The 24,089-nt window shown below is 69.2% G+C and carries 17 protein-coding genes; 7 read left to right on the top strand and 10 right to left on the bottom strand.

What is annotated here, in order from left to right; translation table 11 throughout:
• Positions 1–16: 16 nt before the first annotated feature.
• The 3 genes from ACSQ89_RS03460 to argH are packed head-to-tail and all read right to left on the bottom strand — an operon-like array spanning position 17 to position 3,101.
• The gene (locus ACSQ89_RS03460) at positions 17–790 is read right to left on the bottom strand and encodes an amino acid ABC transporter ATP-binding protein (protein WP_093105380.1); all 774 of its coding nucleotides are present in this window, start codon (positions 788–790) and stop codon (positions 17–19) included.
• A gap of 2 nt (positions 791–792) precedes the next feature.
• Positions 793–1,668 (bottom strand): amino acid ABC transporter permease, encoded by an 876-nt coding sequence (locus ACSQ89_RS03465; protein WP_093105382.1) that lies wholly within the window; start codon positions 1,666–1,668, stop codon positions 793–795.
• A complete protein-coding gene (gene argH / locus ACSQ89_RS03470; RefSeq protein ID WP_436296079.1) occupies positions 1,662–3,101 on the bottom strand; it encodes an argininosuccinate lyase in 1,440 nt (479 codons plus the stop codon). The genes ACSQ89_RS03465 and argH overlap by 7 nt, the downstream gene beginning before the upstream one ends.
• Before the next feature lie 174 nt (positions 3,102–3,275).
• Here argH and gcvA point away from each other — a divergent pair, with 174 nt between their 5' ends.
• Positions 3,276–4,217, top strand: a complete 942-nt coding sequence (gcvA, locus tag ACSQ89_RS03475; RefSeq protein WP_436294481.1) for a transcriptional regulator GcvA — start codon at positions 3,276–3,278, stop codon at positions 4,215–4,217.
• A gap of 18 nt (positions 4,218–4,235) precedes the next feature.
• Here gcvA and speB read toward each other — a convergent pair whose 3' ends face one another.
• Positions 4,236–5,213: an agmatinase gene (gene speB, locus ACSQ89_RS03480; protein ID WP_093105386.1), complete on the bottom strand. Its 978-nt coding sequence runs from the start codon at positions 5,211–5,213 to the stop codon at positions 4,236–4,238.
• A 148-nt stretch (positions 5,214–5,361) separates the two neighbouring features.
• Between speB and ACSQ89_RS03485 the strand changes: the two genes are divergently transcribed.
• Positions 5,362–6,303: a 2-hydroxyacid dehydrogenase gene (locus tag ACSQ89_RS03485; protein WP_436296080.1), complete on the top strand. Its 942-nt coding sequence runs from the start codon at positions 5,362–5,364 to the stop codon at positions 6,301–6,303.
• 36 nt (positions 6,304–6,339) lie between these two features.
• On the opposite strand, the gene ACSQ89_RS03490 is transcribed toward ACSQ89_RS03485, so the two are convergent.
• Positions 6,340–7,800 carry an amino acid racemase gene (locus ACSQ89_RS03490; protein ID WP_436294483.1) on the bottom strand — a complete coding sequence of 487 codons (1,461 nt, stop codon included), beginning with the start codon at positions 7,798–7,800 and terminating at the stop codon, positions 6,340–6,342.
• 96 nt (positions 7,801–7,896) lie between these two features.
• On the opposite strand from ACSQ89_RS03490, the gene ACSQ89_RS03495 reads away from it, so the two are divergent.
• The 4 genes from ACSQ89_RS03495 to ACSQ89_RS03510 all read left to right on the top strand — a co-directional run bounded on the left by ACSQ89_RS03495 (position 7,897) and on the right by ACSQ89_RS03510 (position 16,497).
• Complete coding sequence (locus ACSQ89_RS03495) at positions 7,897–8,793, top strand: LysR family transcriptional regulator (protein ID WP_093105392.1); 897 nt, start codon at positions 7,897–7,899, stop codon at positions 8,791–8,793.
• A gap of 195 nt (positions 8,794–8,988) precedes the next feature.
• A complete protein-coding gene (locus ACSQ89_RS03500) occupies positions 8,989–11,100 on the top strand; it encodes a CHAT domain-containing protein (protein ID WP_436294484.1) in 2,112 nt (703 codons plus the stop codon).
• Positions 11,097–12,767 (top strand): ShlB/FhaC/HecB family hemolysin secretion/activation protein, encoded by a 1,671-nt coding sequence (locus tag ACSQ89_RS03505; RefSeq protein WP_436294485.1) that lies wholly within the window; start codon positions 11,097–11,099, stop codon positions 12,765–12,767. The genes ACSQ89_RS03500 and ACSQ89_RS03505 overlap by 4 nt, the downstream gene beginning before the upstream one ends.
• Position 12,768: 1 nt before the next feature.
• Positions 12,769–16,497 carry a two-partner secretion domain-containing protein gene (locus ACSQ89_RS03510; protein WP_436294486.1) on the top strand — a complete coding sequence of 1,243 codons (3,729 nt, stop codon included), beginning with the start codon at positions 12,769–12,771 and terminating at the stop codon, positions 16,495–16,497.
• A gap of 114 nt (positions 16,498–16,611) precedes the next feature.
• Here ACSQ89_RS03510 and ACSQ89_RS03515 read toward each other — a convergent pair whose 3' ends face one another.
• Positions 16,612–17,469: a LysR family transcriptional regulator gene (locus ACSQ89_RS03515; protein WP_436294487.1), complete on the bottom strand. Its 858-nt coding sequence runs from the start codon at positions 17,467–17,469 to the stop codon at positions 16,612–16,614.
• Positions 17,470–17,549: 80 nt separating this feature from the next.
• Between ACSQ89_RS03515 and ACSQ89_RS03520 the strand changes: the two genes are divergently transcribed.
• Complete coding sequence (locus tag ACSQ89_RS03520; protein WP_436294488.1) at positions 17,550–17,930, top strand: tautomerase family protein; 381 nt, start codon at positions 17,550–17,552, stop codon at positions 17,928–17,930.
• Positions 17,931–18,003: 73 nt separating this feature from the next.
• On the opposite strand, the gene ACSQ89_RS03525 is transcribed toward ACSQ89_RS03520, so the two are convergent.
• From ACSQ89_RS03525 to ACSQ89_RS03540, 4 genes are all read right to left on the bottom strand, one after another.
• Entirely contained in the window at positions 18,004–18,783 is a 780-nt protein-coding gene (locus ACSQ89_RS03525; protein WP_093105407.1) for a hypothetical protein, read from the bottom strand.
• Positions 18,784–18,887: 104 nt separating this feature from the next.
• A complete protein-coding gene (locus ACSQ89_RS03530; protein ID WP_436294489.1) occupies positions 18,888–20,873 on the bottom strand; it encodes an ATP-binding response regulator in 1,986 nt (661 codons plus the stop codon).
• The gene (locus ACSQ89_RS03535; protein WP_093105413.1) at positions 20,870–21,874 is read right to left on the bottom strand and encodes an ABC transporter substrate binding protein; all 1,005 of its coding nucleotides are present in this window, start codon (positions 21,872–21,874) and stop codon (positions 20,870–20,872) included. The genes ACSQ89_RS03530 and ACSQ89_RS03535 overlap by 4 nt, the downstream gene beginning before the upstream one ends.
• A 168-nt stretch (positions 21,875–22,042) precedes the next feature.
• Positions 22,043–23,935, bottom strand: a complete 1,893-nt coding sequence (locus ACSQ89_RS03540) for an ATP-binding protein (RefSeq protein WP_436294490.1) — start codon at positions 23,933–23,935, stop codon at positions 22,043–22,045.
• Between the last annotated feature and the right edge of the window lie 154 nt (positions 23,936–24,089).

Raw genomic sequence — 24,089 nt, forward strand, 5'->3', positions numbered from 1 at the left:
GGTCAAAGAAAAAAAGTCAGCCGCGAACGGCGGAAATGAACTCGCGGGTGCGCGGATGCTGCGGGGCGGACAGTACCTGTGCGGGCGTGCCGGTCTCGACGATCTGCCCCTGGTCCATGAACATCACGCGCGTCGCCACGTCGCGGGCAAAGCCCAGTTCGTGGGTGACGACGACCATGGTCATGCCGCTAGTCGCCAGGTCGCGCATGACCGACAGCACCTCGCCGACCAGCTCGGGGTCGAGCGCCGAGGTGGGCTCGTCGAACAGCATCAGCTGCGGCCGCATCGCCAGCGAGCGGGCGATCGCCACGCGCTGTTGCTGGCCGCCCGAGAGATCGATCGGGAAGGCCTCGCTCTTGTGGGCGAGGCCGACGCGATCGAGCAGCGCGCGCGCTTCGGCGAGCACCTCCTCGCGCGGGCGGCGCTGCACGCGCAGCGGGCCCTCGATCACGTTCTCCAGCGCCGTCATGTGCGGGAACAGGTTGAAGCGCTGGAACACCATGCCGGTCTTCAGGCGCTGGCGGGCGATCTCGGTTTCGGACAGCGCGTAGAGCTTGTTGCCCACCTGGCGAAAGCCGACCAGTTCGCCGTTCACCCAGAGCGCGCCGTCGGTCACGGTTTCGAGCTGGTTGATGCAGCGCAGGAAGGTGCTCTTGCCGGAGCCGGACGGGCCGATGACGCAGAGCACCTCGCCGGCGGCGATGTCGAGCGTGATGCCCTGCAGCGCCTGGAAGTCGCCGAAGCTCTTGCGCACGTCGACCGCGCGCACGATGGGATCGGTATGGCGCATGCTCACTGCCTTGCCGCAGCGCGCCCTGCGCCGCGTGCGTAGTAGGACTCGACGCGCGACTGCAGCAGCGAGAGCACCGTGACCACCACGATGTACCAGATGCCGGCCACGATCAGCAGCTCGATCACGCGGGCATTGGCGTAGTAGATGTTCTGCGCGTTGTGCAGCATCTCGGCGTACTGGATCACGCTGGCCAGCGAGGTCAGCTTGATCATGCCGACGAACTCGTTGCCGATCGGCGGGATGATCACGCGCATCGCCTGGGGCAGGATCACGCGGCGCAGCGCGAGCAGGCGCGGCATGCCGATCGACTTGGCGGCCTCGTACTGGCCGACGTCGACCGACAGCAGGCCCGCGCGCACCACCTCGGAGGTGTAGGCGCCCTGGTTGATGCCGAGACCCAGCAGCGCGGCGAGGAAAGGCGTCATCAGGTCGACCGTGCGCATCTCCCACAGGCCCGGGATCCCGATGGTCGGGAACACCAGCGCCAGGTTGAACCACAGGAGCAGCTGCAGGATCACGGGCGTGCCGCGAAACAGCCATGTGTAGCCGCGTGCCACCCAGCTCAGCACCGGATTGGCCGACACGCGCATCACCGCGGTGATCACGCCCAGCACGATGCCCAGCCCCATCGCCAGCACGCTCATCACGATGGTGTTGACCAGGCCGGTGAGTATCGATTGCGCCGTGAGGAACTTGCCGACGTACTGCCATTCGATCTTGCCGCGCGCAAAGGCGTTGAGCACGAACAGCAGCGCCACCACGATGAGCGTGGTGGCGATGTAGCGCCCCCAGTAGCGGCGCGGCACATGCTTCAGATGGGAAATGCCGGCCGGCGTGGACGCATCCGGCGGTGCGGTTGCTGCGGCCGTCAGCATCGCGGCCCCGTGTAGTCGGCGATCCACGCGCCATGTTCCGCGAGCCGGGTCTTCAGGCGTGCGATCTGCTCGCGCACGCGCTCCGGCGCGGTGCCGCCCTGGCCGTGGCGCGCCGACACGGCGGCTTCGAGCGTCAGGTGCTCGAGCACTGCGGGCTTGAGCCGCGGGTCGACCTCGGCCAGCAGCAGGGCGGAGACATCGCTCAGTTCGATCTGCTTCGCTTCGCAGGCCTTGACCAGCGCGCCGGTGATCTCGTGCGCTTCGCTGAAAGGCACGCCGTTCACCGCCAGCCAATCCGCCACCTCGGTGGCGAGCGTGAAGCCCAGCGGCGCCTGGCGCTTCAGCTGCTCGACATCGACGCGCATCGTCCGGATCATTCCGGCCATGGCCGGCAGCACCAGCGACAGGGTGTCGATGCTGTCGAAGGCCGCGCTCTTGTCTTCGGCCAGGTCGCGGTTGTAGGCCAGCGGCAGCGACTTCAGGGCAGAGAGCATTCCCGTCAGGTTGCCGATCAGGCGGCCGGCCTTGCCGCGGCTCAGTTCGGCGATGTCGGGGTTCTTCTTCTGCGGCATGATCGAACTGCCGGTGCAGTAGCCGTCGTCCAGCTCCACCCACCGGAACTGCCGCGATGACCACAGGACCACCTCTTCGGACAGGCGCGACAGCTCGACCGTGAGCATGCTGGCGACGAACAGGAACTCGCACACGTGGTCGCGCGCCGCGACCGCGTCGATCGAGTTCTCGCACGGTGCGTCGTAGCCGAGCTCCATCGCCGACAGCTCCGGCGAGCGGCAGATCGCCGAGCCGGCCAGCGCGGCGGCACCGAGCGGCGAACGTGCGCTGCGGCGGTCCCAGTCGATCAGCCGGTCGATGTTGCGGCCGACGGCCTGGGCATGCGCCATCAGGTGATGCGCGAACACGATGGGCTGCGCGGGCTGCAGATGGGTGAAGCCGGTCGACAGCGTGCCGATGTGCAGCTCGGCCTGCGCCACGAGCGCGTGCTGCAGCTCGAGCACGGCGCTGGCGAGGGTGCGCGCCCGGTCGCGCAGGTACAGCTTCAGGTCGTTGGCGGCCTGGTCGTTGCGCGAGCGGCCGGCGCGCAGCTTGCCGCCGATGGCGCCGAGCCGCAGGGTCAGCACGCGCTCGAGGAAGGTGTGCACGTCTTCGTCGGCTTCGGAGGGATGCAGGTCGCCGGCGGCGTACTCGCGCTCGACGGCATCGATGGCCGCGAGGAGCTGGGTCAGCTCGTCGGCCTTCAGCACGCCCGCGCGCTGCAGCTCGCGAGCATGGGCGCGGGAGCCGGCCAGGTCGTAGGGCACGAGCCTGAAGAAACTCGGCTCCGATCGCGACAGCGCCTTCAGTGCCGCCGACGGTTCCGACCTGAAACGGGCTCCCCAAAGACGCTGCGTGGCACTCGCTTCTTGCGCTTCCATATCGTTACCACAAAGTGACAATGGGCTGCATCGTAGTAAGAATGACCAGCGCTGGAAAACGAGATTAAGAACCGGGTTGCCTGCAAAAAATCTCAGCATCCGGAGGACACGGCCCTGCCGAAACTGCGGGGAAACGAGGGTTGTGGCCTGAACCTTGCTGGCATCCCATCCCCCATGGACAAACCCACAGAAGAACACTCCGTGCACGACATTGCGAAGCGCCTGGCGGTGCGCAGCCGGCTGCCTCCGCTCAATGCCTTGCGAGCCTTCGATGCCACTGCCCGCCACCTGACCGTGGTCAAGGCTGCCGACGAATTGAGCGTGACGCCGAGCGCTGTCAGCCATCAGCTGCGCACTTTGGAAGACGCACTCGGCGTGCAGCTGTTCACGCGCAACAAGACGCGCCTGAAACTCACTCCCCACGGCGAGGCGTTGCTGCCCTCGATCCGTGCGGCCTTCCAGATGATTGCTTCCGCGGCCGCCAGGCTGGGCGACAGCGTGATGATGGGCGACCTGGTGGTGTCGGTGCCGGTCGGGCTCGCCTCGCGCCTGCTGACGCGTCACATCGGCGAATTCATGGTGGCGCATCCGGATGTGCGGCTCAAGCTGATCGCCTCCAACGAGGACAAGGAGGTCTACCTGCCCTCGGTCGACCTGTGCATCCGCTACGGCACGGGCATCTGGCCCGAGCGGCAGGTGCGGCTGCTGAGCCATGTCGAGTTGTTCCCCGTCTGCAGCCCCGCGATGATCAACGGGCCGGTGGGAGTGCGGGCGCTCGACGACCTGAAGCATCACATGCTGTTGTGCGAGGACGGCGGCACCGAGTGGACGCGCTGGCTGCTCGCGGCCGGCATGCCGGCCAGCGGCTTTCGCATGACCGAGATGGGCAACGCGCACATCGCGATCGAGGCGGCACTTCATGGCCAGGGCGCGGCCCTGGGCGACAGCCTTCTGGTGGGCGACGACCTGGCCGAAGGCCGGCTCGTGCGGCTGTTCGAGAACCGCATTCCGGCCAAGCACGCGTACTACCTCGTGTGCCGCCACGAAGTGTGCGAGAACCCGCTGGTCGCGGGCTTCACCGATTGGATCCTCGGCAAGGTGCGAACCGGCGAATAGGCGCGCCACGCCTCGGCTTCAGTCGCGGTACACGACGCCGGGCAGCACGCACAGCATCTCGAACGCGAGGTTGGCGCCGACCAGCGCCGTCGTTCCGTGCGGATCGTAGGGCGGCGAGATCTCGACCAGGTCGGCGCCCACCAGGTCGAGGCCACGCAGGCCGCGGATGATCTCCAGGCCCTGGTGCACCGTCAGTCCGCCGATCTCCGGCGTCCCCGTGCCCGGCGCGAAGGCGGGGTCGAGGCCGTCGATGTCGAAGCTGAGGTAGACCGGCCCCTTGCCCACACGCTCCACCACTTCCTTCATCAGCGGGACCAGGCTCTTGTGCCAGCACTCCTCGGCCTGCACCACGCGAAAGCCCTGCTCGCGGCACCAGTCGAAATCGTCGGCGTGGTAGCCGGTGCCGCGCAGGCCGATCTGCACCACGCGCCGGCAGTCGAGCAGGCCCTCTTCCACCGCGCGGCGGAAAGGCGTGCCGTGAGCGATCTTCTCCCCGCCCATGGTGTCGTTCACGTCGGCATGCGCGTCGACGTGGACCACGCCGATCGGGCCGTGGCGCTTGTGCATCGCACGCAGGATCGGCAGCGCGATGGTGTGGTCGCCGCCGATGCTGATGGGGCGGCAGCCGTTGGCGATGATGGCGTCGTAGGCCGTGGCGATGCGGTCGATCGAGTCGAAGATGTTGTAGGCGTTGGTGGCCACGTCGCCGATGTCGGCGACCTGCAGCGAGTCGAAGGGCGCGGCGCGCGTTGCCATGTTGTAGGGCCGCAGCAATACGGACTCGCTGCGTACCTGGCGCGGGCCGAAGCGGGCGCCCGAACGGTTGGAGGTGCCGAGGTCGAAGGGCACGCCGACGAAGCAGGCGTCGAGGCCTTCGGTCGTTTCCTGGAAGGGCAGTCGCATCATCGTCGCGATGCCCGCGAAACGCGGCACGGCGTCGCCGCTGAGCGGCTGGTTGAAGCCTGTGCGTTCAGGATGGAGGTGCGAGGATGGCATGAGCGAACCGGGCGATGGGATCGAACGATCATAGGAAGACGCGCGCGCAGCGGACTTCGAAAATCTCAGCATCTCGGCTTAGATTTATTGCGCCGGCTTGGTTCCCTGCTGCCTAGCATTGGTGGATTCGCCCGACGCTCCCTACCGGATGACCGCCACCGCACCCCATATCTTCTTCAGCAGCAACCTCGATTCACCGCAAGCCTGGCGCGAAGCCTTGGCGCGGCACCTCGGCGACTTCAGCTTCACGGTCGGGCCGCATTGCGCGGATCCGGCCGCGATCGATGTCGCATTGGTCTACAAGCCGCCGAAGGAGGGCCTGCTGGCGTTCAGGAACCTGCGTGCCGTGGTTTCGCTGTCGGCCGGCATCAACCAGTTCTCCCCCGCGATGCTGCCTGCGGGCGTGCCCTTGTCGCGGTCGATCGATTCGACGCTCACGCAGCACATGATCGCGTATGCGAAGGCCGCCGTGTACCGCTATCACCGAAGGTTCCACGTGTTCGAGCGCAATTCGCGGGAAAGCGCATGGCGCTTCGAGCTGCCGAAGTCGAATGCCGAGACCACCGTGGGCGTCCTGGGCCTGGGCGAACTCGGTAGCGCCGTCGCCAGCGCGCTGGCCGTCGATGGTTTCGGCGTTCAGGGCTGGAGCCGCAGGGCGAGAGATCTGCCGGGCATCCGGACCCACGCCGGCGACGCCGGCCTGCACGCGATGGCAGCCGGCGTGGACATCGTCATCAATGTCCTGCCGCTGACCGATGCCACCGAGGGCATCCTCTCGGGGCGCTTGTTCGCGAGCTTCAGGCAGGGCGCCTTCCTCATCAACATGGGGCGAGGCGGGCACCTTGTCGAACAGGATCTTCTGAGCGCCCTCGACGAGGGCCGCATCGCCGCGGCCACGCTCGATGTCGTCCAGGTCGAACCCTTGCCCGAGGGGCATCCGTTCTGGGCCCACCCCGGCATCCTGATCACGCCGCACATCGCCGGCATCACCTCGCCAGAATCGGCCGCGCCGCAGATTGCGGAGAACATACGCCGCGCGATGCGAGGCCAAGGCTTGCTGAATCAGGTCGACTGGGCGCGAGGCTACTAGAACAGGTCGACCCGCGCGCGCGGGCGCATGAGAGTTTTAACGTGCGGATTGACTGAATTCGATGCATCGCCGGGCCAGCACTTGGGCCGGGTCAATGACGGGGACCCGCTTGCCCTGGACCTCGTAGTCGAGGTTCTGCTGAATCAGCAGCGGAAGCTCGGTGCATCCCAGAATCACCACCTCTGCACCGCTACTCACCAGGTGCCCGATCGCGTCCTCTACCGCGGCCCGGCAGTGATCGTCCAGGAAGCCTGCCTTGACGCCTCCGGGTCCGTAGATGACCTCCATGATCTGCTGCTGGACGACAGGCTCAGGCGTTGTCACTTGCCGCATCGCGCGTTCGATCTCGTCGTGATAGACGCGGCTCGCAACGGTCCCGGTGGTCGCGAGCAGGCCGATGTTCCTGAGGCCCGCGTACTCCCTCGTGATGAATTCGACCGTCTCCCGCAGCATGTGGACGATCGGGATGTCCAGCATCGGCTGGATGTATTTCACGAACGCATGGGCTGTATTGCAGGGAATCGCGATGATGTCGGCGTCGGCATCCTGCAGCTTCTTGCACGTGGCATACAACGCCAGCGTCGGATCGAGACCATCCCGAATCAGGTATTCGGTGCGGTCTGGAATCTGAGGGTTCTGCTCCACCACGAACTTGAGGTGGTCCTGATCCCGTGCCGCGGGTGTCGCCCGAACCAGGTTGTCAAGAAAGCTGACCGTGGCGGCCGGCCCGACGCCGCCCAGCACACCGATCTTGAACGGCCGCGTTCCGGAGGCATGGTTGGCTTCTGCGGCGAACTCGGCGTAGACCTGGTTCGAGTCGACGACCGCGAGGCCGGCCGCCGCGGCCTTGCTGTGCAAGCTGTCCATTGCGACGCACAGCACGGTACTTCCGACCAGAACCAGTTCAGCGCCCTGATCCGCAAGGTCGTCGTACGCGCGCTCGACAGCCTGAAGATCCGCCGCCGACACTGCATATCCCCCGAGGGATGAGGCACTCAGTGTTTCGATCGTTGCGGTGAGCTCCCGCAACGCCGTGGCGCGCGGGTAGATCAATTCCAGGGCTCCGCCGTCGAAACGGCTTTCGAACAGGCCCAGCGACTTGACCGAAGCCGATGCGAGCACGCCGATTCTTCGCACGCGCGGGTACTGGCTCGACACATGCTTCGCCAAGGCGTCAAGCATGCTCACGATCGGCGTTTCGGAGACCGGTGCCAGCTCGGACGCGAATCGATGGGATTCGATCGTCGGCAGCAACACGCCCGCGAGATCGGTATCGTCCATCCGCCAGATCGAGTCGAAGAGGGCGATCTTGCCGCGCTCGATCTCGGCTTCGCAGGTCGCAGGTGCATCCTCGAATGCCGAATCCGGATCGAGCACGACTCGGTACTTCCGGGGCGCCTGGGCAGCGCAGATCGCTTCCATCTTCGCGGCGATATCGGCCGCCCCGAGATGCTCGGGCGGACCGACGACGAGAAGTGATCGGAGCCTCGGTGTCATGGATGGAGATTCTGATTGGCGAGACGCCCTTTGTCGCATTGAAAGATGGCTGCAAACCATTAAGTGATCTAATACCCTGACTGCACAAGATTGATCATGCGGCTCAAGCACATCGAGGTCTTCAACGCGATCATGCTGACCGGAACGGTGAGCGGCGCGGCTCGCCTGCTTCACGTCACACAGCCCGCCGTCACCTTGACGCTGCAGCACGCCGAGTTGCAGCTGGGCTATGCACTGTTCACTCGCCAGCGCAACAGGCTGGTGCCCACCAGCGAGGCCCAGGCGCTCTATCCGGAAGTGCAGTTGCTCGTGTCGCGGCTCGAATCCGTGCGGCGGCTTTCCACCAGCCTGCGCCGGGGCGGCCGCACCGAGTTGCGCCTGCTGATCGTTCCCTCCCTGGCCGTTCGCGCGCTGCCGGATGCCTTGAAGCTGTTTCGCAAGCGCTACCCCGACCTGGCCGTGGCGATACGAATGCTGCACTCGCACGAGGTGACCCAGGCGATTGCGCTGCGCGAAGGCGATGTGGGCATCGTCTATGGCGCCATCCAGCATCCCGGCGTCCAGCAGGTCCCCATCGCCGCGGGCCGTCTGGTCTGCGTGTCCCTCCGGTCCGGGCGCGCGAGCGACCGGCGTACCACGGTGGAGTTGACCGAGCTCATGCGCAGCGGCTTCATCCGCATCGACGAGCGCGATCCGATCGGCGCCATGCTGGCCGAGCAGTGTGCCCACCATGGCGGGGAGCCCGAAGGCGGCCTGACCGCGCAGACGCATCACATTGCCATGGTGTTTGCCGAACAGGGGCTCGGGCCGGCCATCGTCGACTCGTTCACGGCAGCCGCCACCACCAGTGATGCCTTGCAGGTGCGCACGCTGCTGCCGGAAGTACCGGTCAGCGTTCAGGCGCTGTTGCCGCAGGGGGAACGATCGCCGAAACAGGCCGCTGATTTCATCGAGGCCTTCAAGGCGGTCATCGTCAGCGCCCCGTCCGGTTGAGCCTCCTGCGCCAGGAGCAAGGCCCGAGGCCTACGCCCTTCGCGCTAGACCGTATTGCGAATAGGCGACCCCTGAGGCCACTCCTAGACTCCCGCGACGAGGTCTGAGAGGCGCGCACTTCCGCTGCGTCGCGGCTTGCGCCAAGCGGGCCTACAGACTGCGCGCGGGGGTCGAATGCAAGGTTCTTCGAGGTTCGTGTGGGCGCACTCTGCGCGCAAGTGGATCGCAGGCGCTCTCGGACTCGGGGCGCTCGTGGGCTGCCAGTGGGCCATGGCGCAGGCACCCGATGCCGAGGCGGCGGCCAGCAAGCAGGAGCAGGCGCGGCTCGCCGACACCGACACGCTGCTCGCGCTCACCAACGACGGCGCGGTGCTCTATGCGCAGGACAGCCCCAAGCTCTCGGGCTATCAATACTGCAGCCAGGCGGTGGCGCTGGCCGAGGCCGGCGAGTTCCGCCAGAGCGTGCGCGCCGCGAGCAAGGCGCTGCACCTGGCCAACGCCACGCGCGACCCCAACCTGCTCGCGATGGCGAACCGCGATCTCGCCATCGTCTACAGCTACTCGGGCCAGCTCGAGAAAGCCGAGGAGTTCGCGCGCGAGGCGCTCAAGCATCCGGCGCGCGATCCCAAGCTGGTCGTCGGGCCGGTGCACAAGGTCATCGGCGACGTGCAGACCCGGCGCGGCGACTATGCCGGCGCGGTGCAGAGCTACGACACCGCGCTCGCCAACAGCTCGCAGCGTTATGCGCCGCTGGTGCAGTCCTCGCTCGTCAATGCGCTGATCGAGTCGGGCGAGCCGGCACGCGCGCGCCAGCTGTTCGGCACGCTGCCGCCGCCGCGCGAGGCGCCGCTGGCCGCGCAGCTCGAGCGCACGCGCGCGCGGCTGCTGCTGGCCGAGAACAAGCCGGCCGAGGCGCGCGACCTGTACCTGCAGCTGACCACACGTTCGGTCGGCACCGACAGCGGCTACTACCAGCTCTGGGCCTGGGACGGCGTGGCGCGCAGCGAACTCGCGCTGGGGCAGAAGCAGGCCGCGGCCGAGGCGGTGGGCCGCGCGCTCGGCGGCGTCGATGCAGTGCGCGCGAAGTTCCGCAGCGAAGAATTCAAGATGGGTTTGTTCTCCGATCTGCAGGCCGTGTTCGAGCGCGGGGTCGGCCTCTACAGCGAGGTGGGCGATGCGCGCCAGGCCTTCGAACTCAGCGAGCGCAGCCGCTCGCGTGCGCTGCTCGACGCGGTGCGCGGCCGGGCCCGCGTGAGCAGCGAGGCGGCCGCGACCGTCGACCTCGCGACCCTGCAGCGCACGCTGGCGCCCGACGAACGCGTGCTGCAGTTCCATGCGCTGCCCGACCGCCTGCAGGCCTGGGTGGTCAGCCCCTCCGGCATCGAGGCGAAGAGCATCGCGATCAAGCGCGACGACCTGACCGAACTGGTCGAGACCTTCCGCAACTCGGTGGTGCGCGGCCGGCGCGCCGCCATCGCCAATGCCGACAAGCTGGGCGCCGCGCTGCTCGGTCCGCTCGCGTTGAAACCGGGCGAGCGCCTCATCATCGTGCCGCACGGGCCCTTGCATTACCTGCCTTTCCAGGCGCTGCGGCTGAACGGGCGCTACGTGATCGAGACGCATCCGGTCTCGGTCGCGCCCTCGATGAGCATCGCGGTGCAGCTCGCGCAGCGCTCGCCGCGCGTCGACGCCGCGCTCATCGCCTTCGGCAATCCGCGCATCGAAGACAAGTACGACCTGCCCGGCGCCGAGGTCGAGGTCAAGCAGCTCGCGCAGCTCTTCCCGCGCAACAACGTCTACATGGGCGCCGCCGCCACCAAGACGCAGTTTCGCGACGTGGCCTCGCGCGCACCGCTGATGCACGTGGCGGCCCATGCCGAAGCCGACCAGGTCGATCCACTCTACTCGCGCATCCTCCTGGCCAACGAAGGCGGCAAGCAGAACTTCCTGGAAGCGCACGAGATCCTCGGCCTGCCGATGCAGGGCACCGCGCTGGTCACGCTGTCGGCCTGCGAGTCGGGGTTGGGCCGCATCGCGCAGGGCGACGAGGTGCTGGGCTTCACGCGCTCCTTTCTCTCCGCAGGCACGTCGAGCCTGATCTCCTCGCTGTGGCCGGTGTCGGACGACGCCACCGCCATTCTCATGAGCACGCTCTATGCCGAACTGGCCAAGGGCAGGGACATCCAGCAGGCCATGCAGGCCGGGCAGCTGGCCGTATTGAAGGAACCCCGCATGTCGCATCCGTTCTTCTGGGCCCCGTTCAACCTGATCGGCAACTGGCGGTTGAAGGTGGGGAGCCCGGCATGAGGGGCGTCGGCTCGGTGGTGGCTGTCGCGCTGGCGCTGGCCGCGCAGGTCGCGCAGGCCGCGGACGAAGAGGCCACGACGCTGCTGCCCACCCAGGATCCGTGCGGCAGCTGCGACCGCCAGGTCGCGCAGGCCTCGCCCGCGCCGCAAAGCCTGCCCGCGCCGCCCGTGCCGGCGGCCGCGTTCCGCCTCAACGACCTGCGCCTCAACGGCGTCAAGGCGCTCAGCAACGAAGAGCTGCAAAGCATCACGCAGCCCTACATCGGCCGCGACGTGACGCTCGGCGATCTGGAGGCGCTGGCGCAGGCCATCACCGCCAGGTACCGCGAGCGCGGCTATTTCCTCGCGCAGGCGGTGGTGCCGGTGCAGACCGTGCAGGGCGGCGTGGTGGAGATCAGCGTGATCGAAGGCCGGCTCGGCAAGATCGACGTGATCGTGGCGCCCGATGCGCCGATCGCCGAGGCCCGCGTGCGCGCCTTCCTCGCGCCGGTGCAGCCGGGGGACGCGGTCAGTGCGCAAAGCTACGAACGCGCGATGCTGCTGCTGTCGGACCAGCCCGGCATCCGTGTCGCCTCCGGCTTGCAGGAAGGCACGCAGCCCGGCACCACCGATCTTTCGGTCGAGGTGACGGCGGCGCGGCGCTGGGTCTTCACCGCCGAGGCCGACAACCACGGCACCAAGGAGTCCGGCCGCTACCGCGTCGGTGGCAGCGCGCGCTGGCTCAGTCCCTTCGGCATCGGCGACAACCTCGACATGCGCGCGATGGTGTCCAACGACAACGGGCTGGTGTTCGGCCGCGTGGCCTACGAGGCGCCGATCGGCAGCAACGGGTGGCGCGCCGGCGTGGGCCTGGCGCGCGTCAACTACGAGCTCGGCGGCCAGTTCGCCGACCTCGATGCGCAGGGCACGGCCAACGTGCTCGACTTCTCGCTCAACTACCCGCTGATCCGCCAGCGCCAGCAGAACCTGTTTCTGCGCCTGGGCGCCGACGTCAAGGACCTCGAGGACGAGTTCGGTGCGGTGGGCTTCACCACGAAGAAGCGGGTGCAGGGCCTCGGCCTCGGCTGGACCTGGGAGCGGCGCGACGAGGTGCTGGGCGGCGGCTACTGGGCCAGTTCCGGCACGCTCTACCGCGGCAAGCTGGACATCCGCGATCCGCAGACCCTCGCGTTCGACCAGAGCCTCGGAGGCCACCGCACCCAAGGTGATTTCACCAAGCTGAGCTTCCTGGTCTCGCGGCTGCAGGCCATCGTGCCGCGCCATTCGCTCTACCTGTCGCTCGGCGGCCAGTGGGCCAGCAAGAACCTCGATGCCTCGGAAAAGCTCGCGCTCGGCGGCGCGCGCGCGGTGCGCGCCTATCCCTCGGGCGAGGTGCTGGCGGACGAGGGCGTGATCGGCATCGTCGAATGGCGCTGGTCCTACAACGAGGAGCTCACGCCCTTCGTGTTCTACGACGCGGCGCGCGGCAAGCTGGCGCGCGACCCGGCGCTCTTCGACGGCGTGAACCGCCTGAGCCTGCGCGGCTACGGCATCGGCGTCTCGTGGGCGCGGCCCGGCAACTTCGCCATCAACGCGACGCTCGCCTGGCGCGACGGCACCCGGCCGGCGCAGACCGACGGCGGCGGCCGCAATCCGCGGCTCTACGTACAAGCGCAGAAAGCGTTCTGACATGAAACACCCCCGCAACTCCGCGCGCTTCAGCATGCGTCCCGTGGCGCTGGCCATGGCGTGCATGGGCGCCGCACCGGCCTTCGCGCAACTGCCGAGCTGGAACAACTTCCAGGTGCGCGGCGGCGCCGTCGCGGTCGGCGTGCCGACGGCCGGCGGTACGCAGCTGGGCATCGTGCAGGGCACGCAGCGCGCCATCGTCGACTGGCAGGGCTTCTCCATCGGCCCGGGCCATGCGGTCAACATCGCGCAACCGGGCGCCAGCAGCGTGCTGCTCAACCGCGTCACGGGCAACGAGCTTTCCACCATCGCGGGCGCGTTGAATGCCAATGGGCGCGTGTTCCTGGTCAATCCCAACGGCGTGTTGTTCGGCAACGGCGCGAGCGTGAATGTCGGCGGGCTGGTCGCGTCGACGCTCAAGATGAGCACCGGCGACAGCGCTTTCATGAGCGGCACCGAGCGCTTCGAATTCAAGCAGGACGGCACTGCCTTCGGCACGGTCGAGAACCGCGGTGGCATCAGGGCGCAGGGCGGCGGCACCATCGCGCTGATCGGCGCGCAGGTCAGCAACAGCGGCAGCATCGTCGCGCAGGGCGGCACCGCCGGGCTGGTGTCGGGCGACACGGTGACGGTCGATTTCGCGGGCGACGGGCTCACCACCTTCAAGGTCTCGTCCGGCCTCTACAGCGGCGTCGCCAACAGCGGCGTGGTGCAGGCCGATGGCGGGCGCGTCGTGATGATGGCGACCGCGGGCAGCGAACTCGCGCAAGGCGTGGTCAACACGCGCGGCGTGCTGCGCGCCGATTCTCTGGCTTCGCGCAACGGCGAGATCGTGCTCGACAGCGGCGGCTCGGCAACGGGCGTCACCATCAGCGGCGGTCTGCTGTCCGCCGCCGGCAACGGCGCAGGTCTGACGGGCGGCTCGGTCGACGTCAAGGGGCGGACGATCCTGCTGCAGCCCGGCGCGCCGGACGATGGCGGAGTCATCGATGCCGGCGGCGGCGCCGGCGGCGGCCGCATCCGGCTGCAGGCCACGGCGGTCGGCGGCGATCCGCAGACCGGCGCGATCGCCGTCGCCGCGGGCAGCCGCATCAGCGCCGATGCCACCGTGGCCGGCAATGGCGGCGACATCCGCCTGATGGGCGAGCGCACGCTGCGCGCCCACGGGACGCTTACGGCCCGCGGCGGGCCGAACGGCGGCGACGGCGGCTACATCGAGACCTCGGGCGGCTACGCCATGCCGGCAGGCGAGAGCAACGGCGGCATCGATCTCGCGGGCCTGCGCACCGACGCGTCGGCACCGCGCGGCACCGCGGGCACCTGGCTGATCGATCCCTTCAACGTCACCATCGTCAACGGCGCGGCCGACGGCGGCCTCACGAGCAATCCTTTCGCCCCGATCGCCGACTCCACCATCCAGGACGGCGACATCAACAACGCCCTCAACGGCGGCACCAGCGTGCGCATCACCACCGGCAATCCCGCCGCCGGTGCGGCGACCGTCGGCGACATCGTGATGGACGACGTGCGGATCGAGTACAGCGGCAACAAGGGCGCGCTCACCTTCCAGCTCGATGCCCATCGCAGCGTGCGCGGCAACGGCGCCTCGGTCATCGCGTCGATCGGCGATCCGCTGAACGTGATCTTCAACGCCGATGCGAACGGCGCCGGTGCCGCCGTCGGCGGCGGCCAGGTCAGCTTCGACGGCGCCATCTACACCAACGGCGGCATCGTGTCGATGAACGGCGCCTGGGCCAACGCCAGCAACGAGATGTGCAGCATCTGCCTGACCGGCGCGCTGATCGACACGCGCACCGGCAACCAGCAGCTGATCCCCGGGACTCCTGGGTTCTATACCGGCGGCAGCAACGCAGGCACGGGCGGCTCGGTGCAGCTCACCGGCGTCAGCACCGGCCCGAGCAACGGTGCCACGACCAACGGCGCGGTGTTCTACCAGAACAGCACGATCACCACCGCCACGGGCAACGTGACGATCTTCGGCAGCCACAGCGCGGGCAGCGGCGTCCAGATCGAAAACTTCGGGGCCAGCGCCACCATCGTCACCACCAGCGGCAACGTGTCGGTGACGGGCATCGGCAGCTTCACCAGCAACAGCTCCGAAGCGCCGGGCCACGGTGTCGTGATCAACGGCGAAACGATCACCACCGTCGACGGCAACATCACGGTCACGGGGCGCCGGCTGGCCGGCGGCACGGCCGGCAACGGCGTGCTGCTGCGCGACGGCGCGCTGCTGCAGACCACCGGCAGCGGCGACATCATCGTCACGGGCCAGTCCGACGGCGGTGCCGCGGGCGTGAACATCGCGCCCGCGGCATCGGCGACCGCACCGCCGGCCGGCCGCATCGACGGCAACCGCAACGTCGTGCTGCGCGCGGTCAACGACGGCAGCACCGATGCGCTCGCGATCGGCGGCACGGTGCGCGCGGGCAATGCGCTCGACCTGCGGCCCGGCGGCGTGGACCTCGCGGGCAACGCGCTGGACCGCCCGGACGTGCCGATCACGCTCGGCGGCACGGCGGCCACCGGCTTCGCGGTCTCGGCCGCCGAGTTCACGCGCCTCACCACGCCGACCATCGTGGCCGGCAGCAACGCGCATGCGGCCAACATCGATGTGGTGGGCCCGCTCGCGCTGGCTTCGGCGCTCACGCTGCAGAACGGCGCGGGCGGCAATATCAACCTCGGCGCGGCGGTGTCGACGCCGCAGCTCGGCCTCTTGAGCGCCGGCAACATCACGCAGGCGGCTGCTGCTGCGATCGCGGCCGGCACCCTGCTCGCACGCTCGACCGGCGGCAACGTGGAGTTGCGCAATCCGCAGAACAACGTGGGCACGGTCGGTGGCGGTGCGGCGGGAAGCTTCGCCTACGTGGATGCAGACGCGGTCACCGTCGGGCCGGTGACGGTGACCGGCTTCGACGCCGCGAGCAACCTGCCGCAGCCGGTCTCCGCCACCTCGATGGCGGCCGACACCGTGTTCGTGCGCACGCTCGCCGGCGACCTCTCGCTCGGCACCAACGTCACGAGCGGCAGCGGCACCGACCTGGTGGCGGCAGCGCGTTTCCAGAATCTCGGGGCCTTCACCATCGCCGGCGCGCCCTGGCGCGTCTGGGCCGACACCTGGGTCGGCGAGACGCGCGGCGGGCTCGCAGGCTCGGGCCTGCTGCCCAATCTCTACCACTGCGCCTACCAGGGCCTCTGCACGGTGACGATTCCCGCCGGTGCCAACCACTTCATCTACGCGCAGCAGCCGAGCGCCGTCGTCCTCGTCCACAACGCCGCGCGGCCCGGCGGCGTGCCGAATCCGCTGTTCACCTACAGCATCACCGGCCTGATCCTCGGCGACACCGGCGCCGGTTTTGCCGGCGCCGTGTCGAGCCCCGCCACGCAATTCAGCCTGCCGGGCAGCTACCCGATCAACGGCAGCTTCAGCTCGGCCGAGGGATATGCGGTCAGCGTGGTGCCGGGCGTGTTGACGGTGGGTGGACTCGTGGAACTGATCAAGCCCGACGTGGTGCGCGAGAACCAGAGCACCTGGCTCTACGATCGCAACATCGGGCCGGCGCCGATCTGCCTCGCGACCGGGCCGCTGGGCGGCGACCGCGCCGCGCAGGGCGGCGACGTGCTGGCGCGCGAATGGTCGCGCGTGCGCTCGCGGCCCAATCTCACCAATTGCATCGACACGGAGCGCCGCAACGGCTGCGCCGACTTCTGAGGCACCTTGCGTATCCGTTCGGGCTGAGCTTGTCGAAGCCTCCTGTCCGGAGTCATAGTGGGTGAGCCTTGGTCAAGTTGCTGACCCGGCCTGCTCACAGTTCGTGAGCTTTCGTTAGCCTCGCACCGCGCTCCTGAAGGCAGCCGAAAGCGCGGCAAGCGCATCGCGCGGCCGGCCGTCCTTGACCCTTGTGTGAAGCAGAACTGGCAAGCGCGGTAAATCGGGAAGCCCGAGCTTGGCGCCCACGTCAACTGCGCCAAATGGCAGCATGCGCGGAGCCAATGCAGCAACGCCCAGCCCGGCCATGACGGCCGCAGCGACCGCCGCAACGCCGCCGCCGACGAAAATTTCTGTCCAGGGCACGGCTGCCGCATCGAGAAGCTGCCCGGCCATCACACGCACGCCGCAGGGCTCGGCAAGCGTGGCAAGCGGCAGGGGCTCGCCCGCGCGATGCTGCCAGCTTGGCGCTGCGAACCAGCCGAATTTTTCTTCGGTAAGAATTTCCCCGTCGCTCCGCCCGACATGCAGGCGGACGATCACGGTGTCGAGTTCCCGCCGGTCGAAGCTTTGAAGCAGGTCGCCCGACGATCCGATCCGGATTTCGATCAACAGCTGCGGGTCTTGCGCGTTCATGCGCGCGATCAGCGCGGGGAGCTCCGGCCCCGCAACATGGTCGCTGATGCCGATGGTGAGGCGCTGCCGGGCTCCGGCAAATTCGGCGAGCGCGCGGTCGTGTACCTCCAGGAGTTCGCGGGCGTGTTCGAGGAAGGCTGCGCCCCGCGCCGAAAGCTGCACCGACCGGGGCGTCCGCTCGACGAGCCGGCAGCCGAGCCTCTCTTCGAGCCGCTTCAGCTTCAAGCTGACCGCGGCCTGCGTCGTCTGCATGGCTTCAGCCGCGCGCGTGAAGCTGCCAAGCTCGACGATGCGGATGAAAGCCTCGACGGCATCCAAGTCGAGGGGGCGTTCCGTCATTTCTATTTGTTATCGCTGATATAAATATCAATAGCATATCAAAATAGATAACATAAGACCAGGACATGGAAAGGACTTGCATGCCGCTCACTCACATCTCACTGCGCGCCGGAAAGCCGGAAGCCTACCGGCAGGCGATCTTCGACAGCCTTTACCGCGCGATGCACGAAACGTTCAACGTGCCCTTAGACAACCAGTTCATGACCATCAGGGAGCATGACGCTGCGAACTTCCGCTACGGCGCGTCTTATCTTGGCATCGCCCGGAGCGACGATCTCGTGCTGATCCAGATGACCGTGAACAACACCCGCACCGTGGAACAGAAGAAGGCGCTGTTCGGGCGGATCGCGGAGCTGCTCGGCGAAAGCCCCGGCATCCGGCCGGAGGACGTGTTCGTGAGCCTTGTTGAGGTCGCGAAAGAGAATTGGTCCCTCGGCCACGGCCTCGCGCAATACGCTTGAGGCGATTCTGTTGAACGCGGCCGCAGTTTCCGCAGGAGCACGAGCGGCCCGCCTACACCTCCGCACGCGCGCCTCATCGCGCCGCCAGCGCCCGGCCGAAGTCGCCGGTGTAGGTGCGCAGGCCCTGATGCGTGAGGCGGGAGCGCGCATCGATGAAGACCTTGCCGCCCACCGATTGCCAGCGGCGGCAGAACGCATAGTCCTCGCTCAAGTAGCGGCCGTTGTCCGGCTCGGCCATCACGTCGAAGAAGCGGTAGTGCGGCCAGGCGCGCGAGGCGAGGTCGCCGGTGGCGGCATCGGGCGTGTAGCGCAGTTCGGGGCAGGCCGCGGCCAGCCGCTCGAACACCGTGCGCGCGATCAGCATGAAGCCCGTGGGCGCGTCGAGCACTTCGACGAAGCCGTCCGCGTCCACCGTGCGATCGCCCTCCAGCGCGTTGGCCGGAAAGCGTGCATGGCGGACCTCGAACTCCTCGCGCGTGCTGCCCGCGGGCAGCGGCGCGCGCAGGCCCTCGGCGGGCCAGCCGTCGCTCTTGAGCGGGTAGACGCCGGCCACCACCTCGCGGCCGGCGAGCAGCAGCCGCAGCGCGGCCTCGGGCTCGAAGCCGATGTCGGCGTCGATCCAGAACAGGTGCGTCCAGCGTGCATCGGCCATGAACTCGGCCACGAGGCGGTTGCGCGCGCGCGGGATCAGGCTGTCGCCGTCGAGAAAGCGGGTCTGCATCGCGAAGCCGTGGCTCCAGGCCAGGTTCACCAGGCCGAGCAGGCTGCGCACGTAGGTCGAGCTCATCGCGCCGTTGTAGCTCGGCGTCGCGATGAAGGGGCGGATGTCTTTCAGGGCCGTGATGTCGAGCATCGGCGCATTGTGTACTCAGGCTCAGGCCGGCGCCGGGCCGCCCCAAGGCGGCCTGCTGCCCCCTCCGGGGGCAGCGAGTACACGCAGTGACGGAGCGCGGGGGCTCATGAATTGCTGCGGCGCGTGGAGAGCAAGGCCCGCAGCTTGGCCGGCGCCACCGGCTTGGTGAGCAGCATCACGCCGCCCTGACGCAGCCGCTGCAGCACCTCGGGCCCGGTGGCGCCCGAGACCAGCACCGCCAGCGCATCGGGCTGCAGCCGGCGCGCGGCGTCGATCACTTCCATGCCGTCCTCGTCGCCGGCCAGCTGCAGGTCGCACAGCAGCACGTCGAAGCGCGTGCCGGCGTCGGCAAGCCGCTCCAGCGCCTCGCTGCCGGTGGCCACGCATTCCACCAGACAGCCCCATTGCCCGAGCAGCGCGCGGCTGGCATCGAGGATGGCCGGGTCGTCGTCCACCACGAGGCAGCGCAGCCCGGCCAGCGGCGACGCGGCCAGCGGCTCGGGGGCCAGCGGCAGCACGTCGCGCGGGTTCGCGCGCGGCAGCTCCAGCGCGAAGCTGCTGCCGGCCTGCAGCGCCGAGCGCAGCGCGATGCGCGTGCCGAGCAGCGCGGCGATGCGGGCGCAGATCGCGAGGCCGAGGCCGAAGCCCTGGCGGCGGTCGCGTTCGGTGTTCGCGACCTGGTAGAACTCCTCGAAGATCCGCGCCTGGTGGATCGGCGCGATGCCCACGCCGTTGTCGCGCACTTCGATGCGCACCTTGCCGCCGCGCTGTCGCGCCAGCACCAGCACCGTGCCGTCGGGCGAGGTGTGGTGGATCGCATTGCTGACCAGGTTGCCGACGATGCGCAGCAGGAGGGCCGAATCGGTGCGCACCGCGAGCCCGCGGTCCATCCACACCAGCCGCACGCGCGCGGCGGCGGCGCGCGCCGCATGCTGGGCGTCGAGCTGGTCGAACAGCGTGGCGAGCGACACGTCGGTGATCGCCGGCGTCAGCACCTGCGCATCGAGGCGCGAGATCTCGAGCAGATCGTCGAGCAGCACGCCCATGAATTCGGCGCCCTCCTGCAGGCGCAGTACGGCAGGCCGCTGCGTTTCGGTGGCCGTGGGCAGCAGGCCGTCGATGAACAGGCCCATCGCATGCAGCGGCTGGCGCAGGTCGTGGCTGGCCGCGGCGAGGAAGCGGGCGCGCGACAAGGCCGCCTGCTCGGCCTCGGCCATGCGCTGCAGCGCGACGGCGGTGGCTTCGCGCACCTGCTCCTCGCTCTGCTGCCGGTTGCGCTGCAGGCGCTCGGCCAGGCGGTTGATGTCGTGGGCGAGGTTGGCGAGCTCATGGCGCGCGCGCGGCTTGCCGGCTTCGCCCTTTTGTTCGCTTGCGTTGCGCGCGACGACGTTGCAGCGCGCATCGAACCGGCCCGCCTCCAGCGCCGCCACGGTGCGCGAGATGCGCCGCAGCGGCTGTGCGACCGCACGCGCCGTGTGGCGCACCCAGGCCCACGCCGCCAGGAGCGCGATCATCGCGATGCCGATGCCCGCCATCAGCGAGCGTGTGCGTTCGCGCGCATAGGCCGTGGTGTCACGGAAGGCCTGCACCAGGCCGATGGGCGTTTCGCCGGCGGCGGTCGAGCCTTCGGGCGCGAAGGCGCTGGCGCGCGAGGCCTCGCGCAGCGTGACCGGCGCGGTGAACATGCGCAGCTGCGCCAGAGGCGCGGTCTTGGGGCCGGCCGTCACGTAGACGCCGGCGCTGTTGCTGATCTCCACCCGCGTCACTTGGCCGCCGCGCAGCGCCGCGTTGGCGACGTTCTGCAGCGCGGGCAGGTCGCCGGCGTAGAGGCTCAGGTCGGACATCGCGGCCACCTGGCGCGCCACGGCCTGGCCTTCGGCATTGAAGGCAGCTTCGAGCGTCTCGAGGCGGCTGTGGGTGAACCAGGCGGTGAGCGCGATGGCCACCGCCGCGCAGGGCACCACGCCGAGCCGGAACAGGTCGCGCTGGAGGCTGCCGCCGACCACGACGGTGCGGCCGTCCGTTGCGGGCGGGTCCGTCGGTCGTGCGGCGGAGGCGGGCACGGCCAGACCGTGGCTCGGGGCGGTCATCGGGTGGCGGTCACCCGCTCGGTCAGTTCCCGCTCTTCCGGAATGCGCAGGCCCAGACCGCGCGCGACGGTGGCGTTGATGCGCACCGTGGCCGGCGTCGCCGCCTCGACCAGCACGCCCGCGCCCGCCGGCGCGGCGGCCACCTTCTGCCCGAGCGCGCGCGCCTGCAGCGCGAGCTGCCCCGGCGTCGAGACGGCGGCCGCAAGCCCGCCCGAGCGGACCAGGCCGTCGCTGGTGCCGAACACCGGCAGGCCGGCGCCGGCGCCCGCGCGCAGCACCGAGAGCGTGGCGGCCTGGCTGTCGCCGATCAGGTCGGGCAGCACCATGAGCGCATCGCTGCGCGGCACCAGCACGCGCAGTACCGAGGCCAGCGAGGTCGCGTCGGGTGCGTATTCGACCTGCAGATCCCAGCCCTGGGCCGCGCGCTGCAGCTCGCGCACGATCGGCTCCGACTCGGCCGTCGCCACCACGCCGAGCCGGCGCTTCTGCGGCAGCACCGCGTCGATGAGCGTCAGCTGGTCGGCCATCGCCGGCTCGCGCAGCAGCACGCCGACATGGCGGTCGGTGCGCCGCAGCGCGGGGCTTGTCTTGAGGCTTTCGTAGTCGAGCCGGCTCAGCATCACGAGCACCAGCGGGTCCTGGCCCGGCCGCTCGATGGCGGCGCGCGCCGCCACCGGCCCGACGGCCATCGTGACCGGAACCTCCGCCGGAGCACTCGGGCGCATGCCGCGGGTGCGCACGCCGGCCGTCACGCGGTCTTCGCCGGCGCCCGCAAGCTCCGGGACGGGGCCGCCGGCGGGCAGGCGGACCAGATCGAAACGGCTGCCGGCCTCCTGGGATTCGCGCAGCAGGCGAACGAACTCCGTGTGGGCCGCCAGCTCGTCGGCCACCAGCACCGTGAGCCCGGCCGCGTTCGCGCCGCCGGCGAGCAGGACGGCGATGGCCATGCCCGCGATGGTGCGCAGCCCTTGAAAGAGCGCTGGAGATCGATTCGCAAACATGAACTGCACCTGCAGTGGGTGATGGACCCAATGTACGGACGCGGCCTGCTTCGCGCGATAAGGCAGAGGGCTTATGTCGGCCTGCACGGCACCGGATTGCCGTGGAAGACTGCACGGCTTCGCGGCCTGTCGGCCTATCTCCGACGTCGTATCCCTGGCGGGACCTTCCTACAACACCGCCTGACGCACCGCCGCCAACTGGGCATTGATCGCCTGCCGCAGCAGCTTCGGCGACACCGGCTTGTAGAGCACGGCGACGCCCGAGTTCGCCACTTCGCGCAGCCGGTCGGGCTTGGTCTCGCCGGTCACCAGCAGGCGTGCCGTCGCCTCGCCGATGCCGCGCGGATGGCGCTCCAGCGCCGCCAGCACGTCGAGGCCGTTGTCGCCGCCTTGCAGCAGCAGGTCGCTCACCACCAGGTCGGGCGGCCGGTCCCACTCGTCGGCCAGCGCCAGGGCCTCGTTGCGCGTCTGCGCGGCCATCACCTCGGCACCCCAGTTCGAGAGCACCACCTGCAAGCCCTCGAGGATGGTGCGCTCGTCGTCGATCACCAGCACCCGGACATTGCGCAGGCTCGGCTCGTCCTCGCCGCCGGCGCCATGGGGCAGGGCTGCCGGGCCTACCGGCGCCGCTGCCGCGGGCTCGGCGGCACGCGCCATCACGCGCACGCAGGTGCCCTTGTGCGGCTGCGAGCTCAGCTCGACGCGCGTGTTGAGCAGCGCCGCCAGCCGCTGCACGGTGGCGAGGCCCAGGCCCATGCCGCGCGCGTCGCGGCCCTGCCGGCCGTGCGGCTCGACCTGGTAGAACTCCTCGAAGACCCGCGACTGGTGATGCGCCGCGATGCCGACGCCGGTGTCCACCACGTCGATGCGGATGCCGCGGCCGCGCCGGCGCGCGCCGATCAGCACGCCGCCCTCGGTGGTGTGGCGCAGCGAGTTCGACACCAGGTTGTTCAGGATGCGCGAGAGCATCACGTAGTCGCTGCGCACCCAGAGCTCGGTCTTGCGCACCACCAGCCGCAGGTTCTGCTGCTCGGCCACCGGCCGGAAGTTGCGGCTGATCTCGTCGAACAGATGATCGAGCGCAAAGTCCGCCCACTGCGGCTGCAGCACGCCGGCATCGAGCTGCGAGAGGTTGAGCAGCTCCGAGAACAGCCGGTCCAGCGATTCGACGCATTCGCGGATATGGCCGATGCGCTGCAGGCGCACCGGGTCGGTCTCGCCGTTGGCCAGGCCGTCGGAGAACAGCGTCAGCGCGTGCAGCGGCTGGCGCAGGTCGTGGCTGGCGGCGGCCAGCAAGCGCGTCTTGGCCTGGCTCGCCACCTCGAGCTGCTGGTTCTTGCTGGCCAGTTCGGCCGTGGCGTTGGCGATGCGGCTTTCCAGCTCGCCGCGGCTTTCCGACAGCGCGCGCGCCGCCTCGTTGAAGCCGTGTTGCAGGTGCCGCACCTCGGCCGTGCCTTGGACCGCCACCTGCGCGTCCTCGCCGGCGCCCAGCCGGTCGACCGCCTCGCCGAGGGCGCGGATCGGCGCGCTGATGCGGCGTGCCGCCCACCAGCCGGCCAGCCCCACGCCCACCAGGCTGGCCGCCAGCACCAGCACCACGTTGATCCACACCGAGCGCTTGGCGCGCTCCACCGCGTCGAGGCTGATCTCCACCATCACCTTGCCGGTGTGCTTGCCGTCGTCGCCGATGATCGGCGCCACCACCTGCAGGCCCTCGCTGCGCTCGCGGTCGGTGGTTTCCGAATTGGCGAGGATCTCGCCGTCTTCGGACCAGATCTGCACCTGCTGCACGTGCGGCTGGTAGCTGCCGGACTGCGCGGTGCGCTGCAACGCGCGGCGGTCCATGCTGTGGAGCTGGATCTGGGCCACGGTCGCCACCTGCAGCGCCACGGTCTGCGCATTGGCGCGCATCAGCTCGGTCACGCTCGCGAGGTGCTGGCGCGTCAGCACCGCGATCGCACCCAGCGTCGCCACCATGGCGGGCAAGAGCGCCAGCAGCACGAGCTGCTGCGCCAGCGTCAGGCGCATCAGCAGGCGGAGGGCGCGAAAGGGCCAGTTCATGGGCGCATCAGACGCCTGGCGACTTGTGTGTCAACCACCGACTTAAGTACATGTCTAGGGAAAAACGTCACGAATCTGATCGAAGTTGGTTTCTAATTGTGTTCTCGACAGAACCGCTTTGACCAGCCCCAAGGCCCCCAGCCGACGCGTTCCA

Origin of the sequence: Variovorax sp. LjRoot175 (assembly GCF_964253805.1) — a bacterium.
Taxonomy (GTDB): Bacteria; Pseudomonadota; Gammaproteobacteria; order Burkholderiales; family Burkholderiaceae_C; genus Variovorax.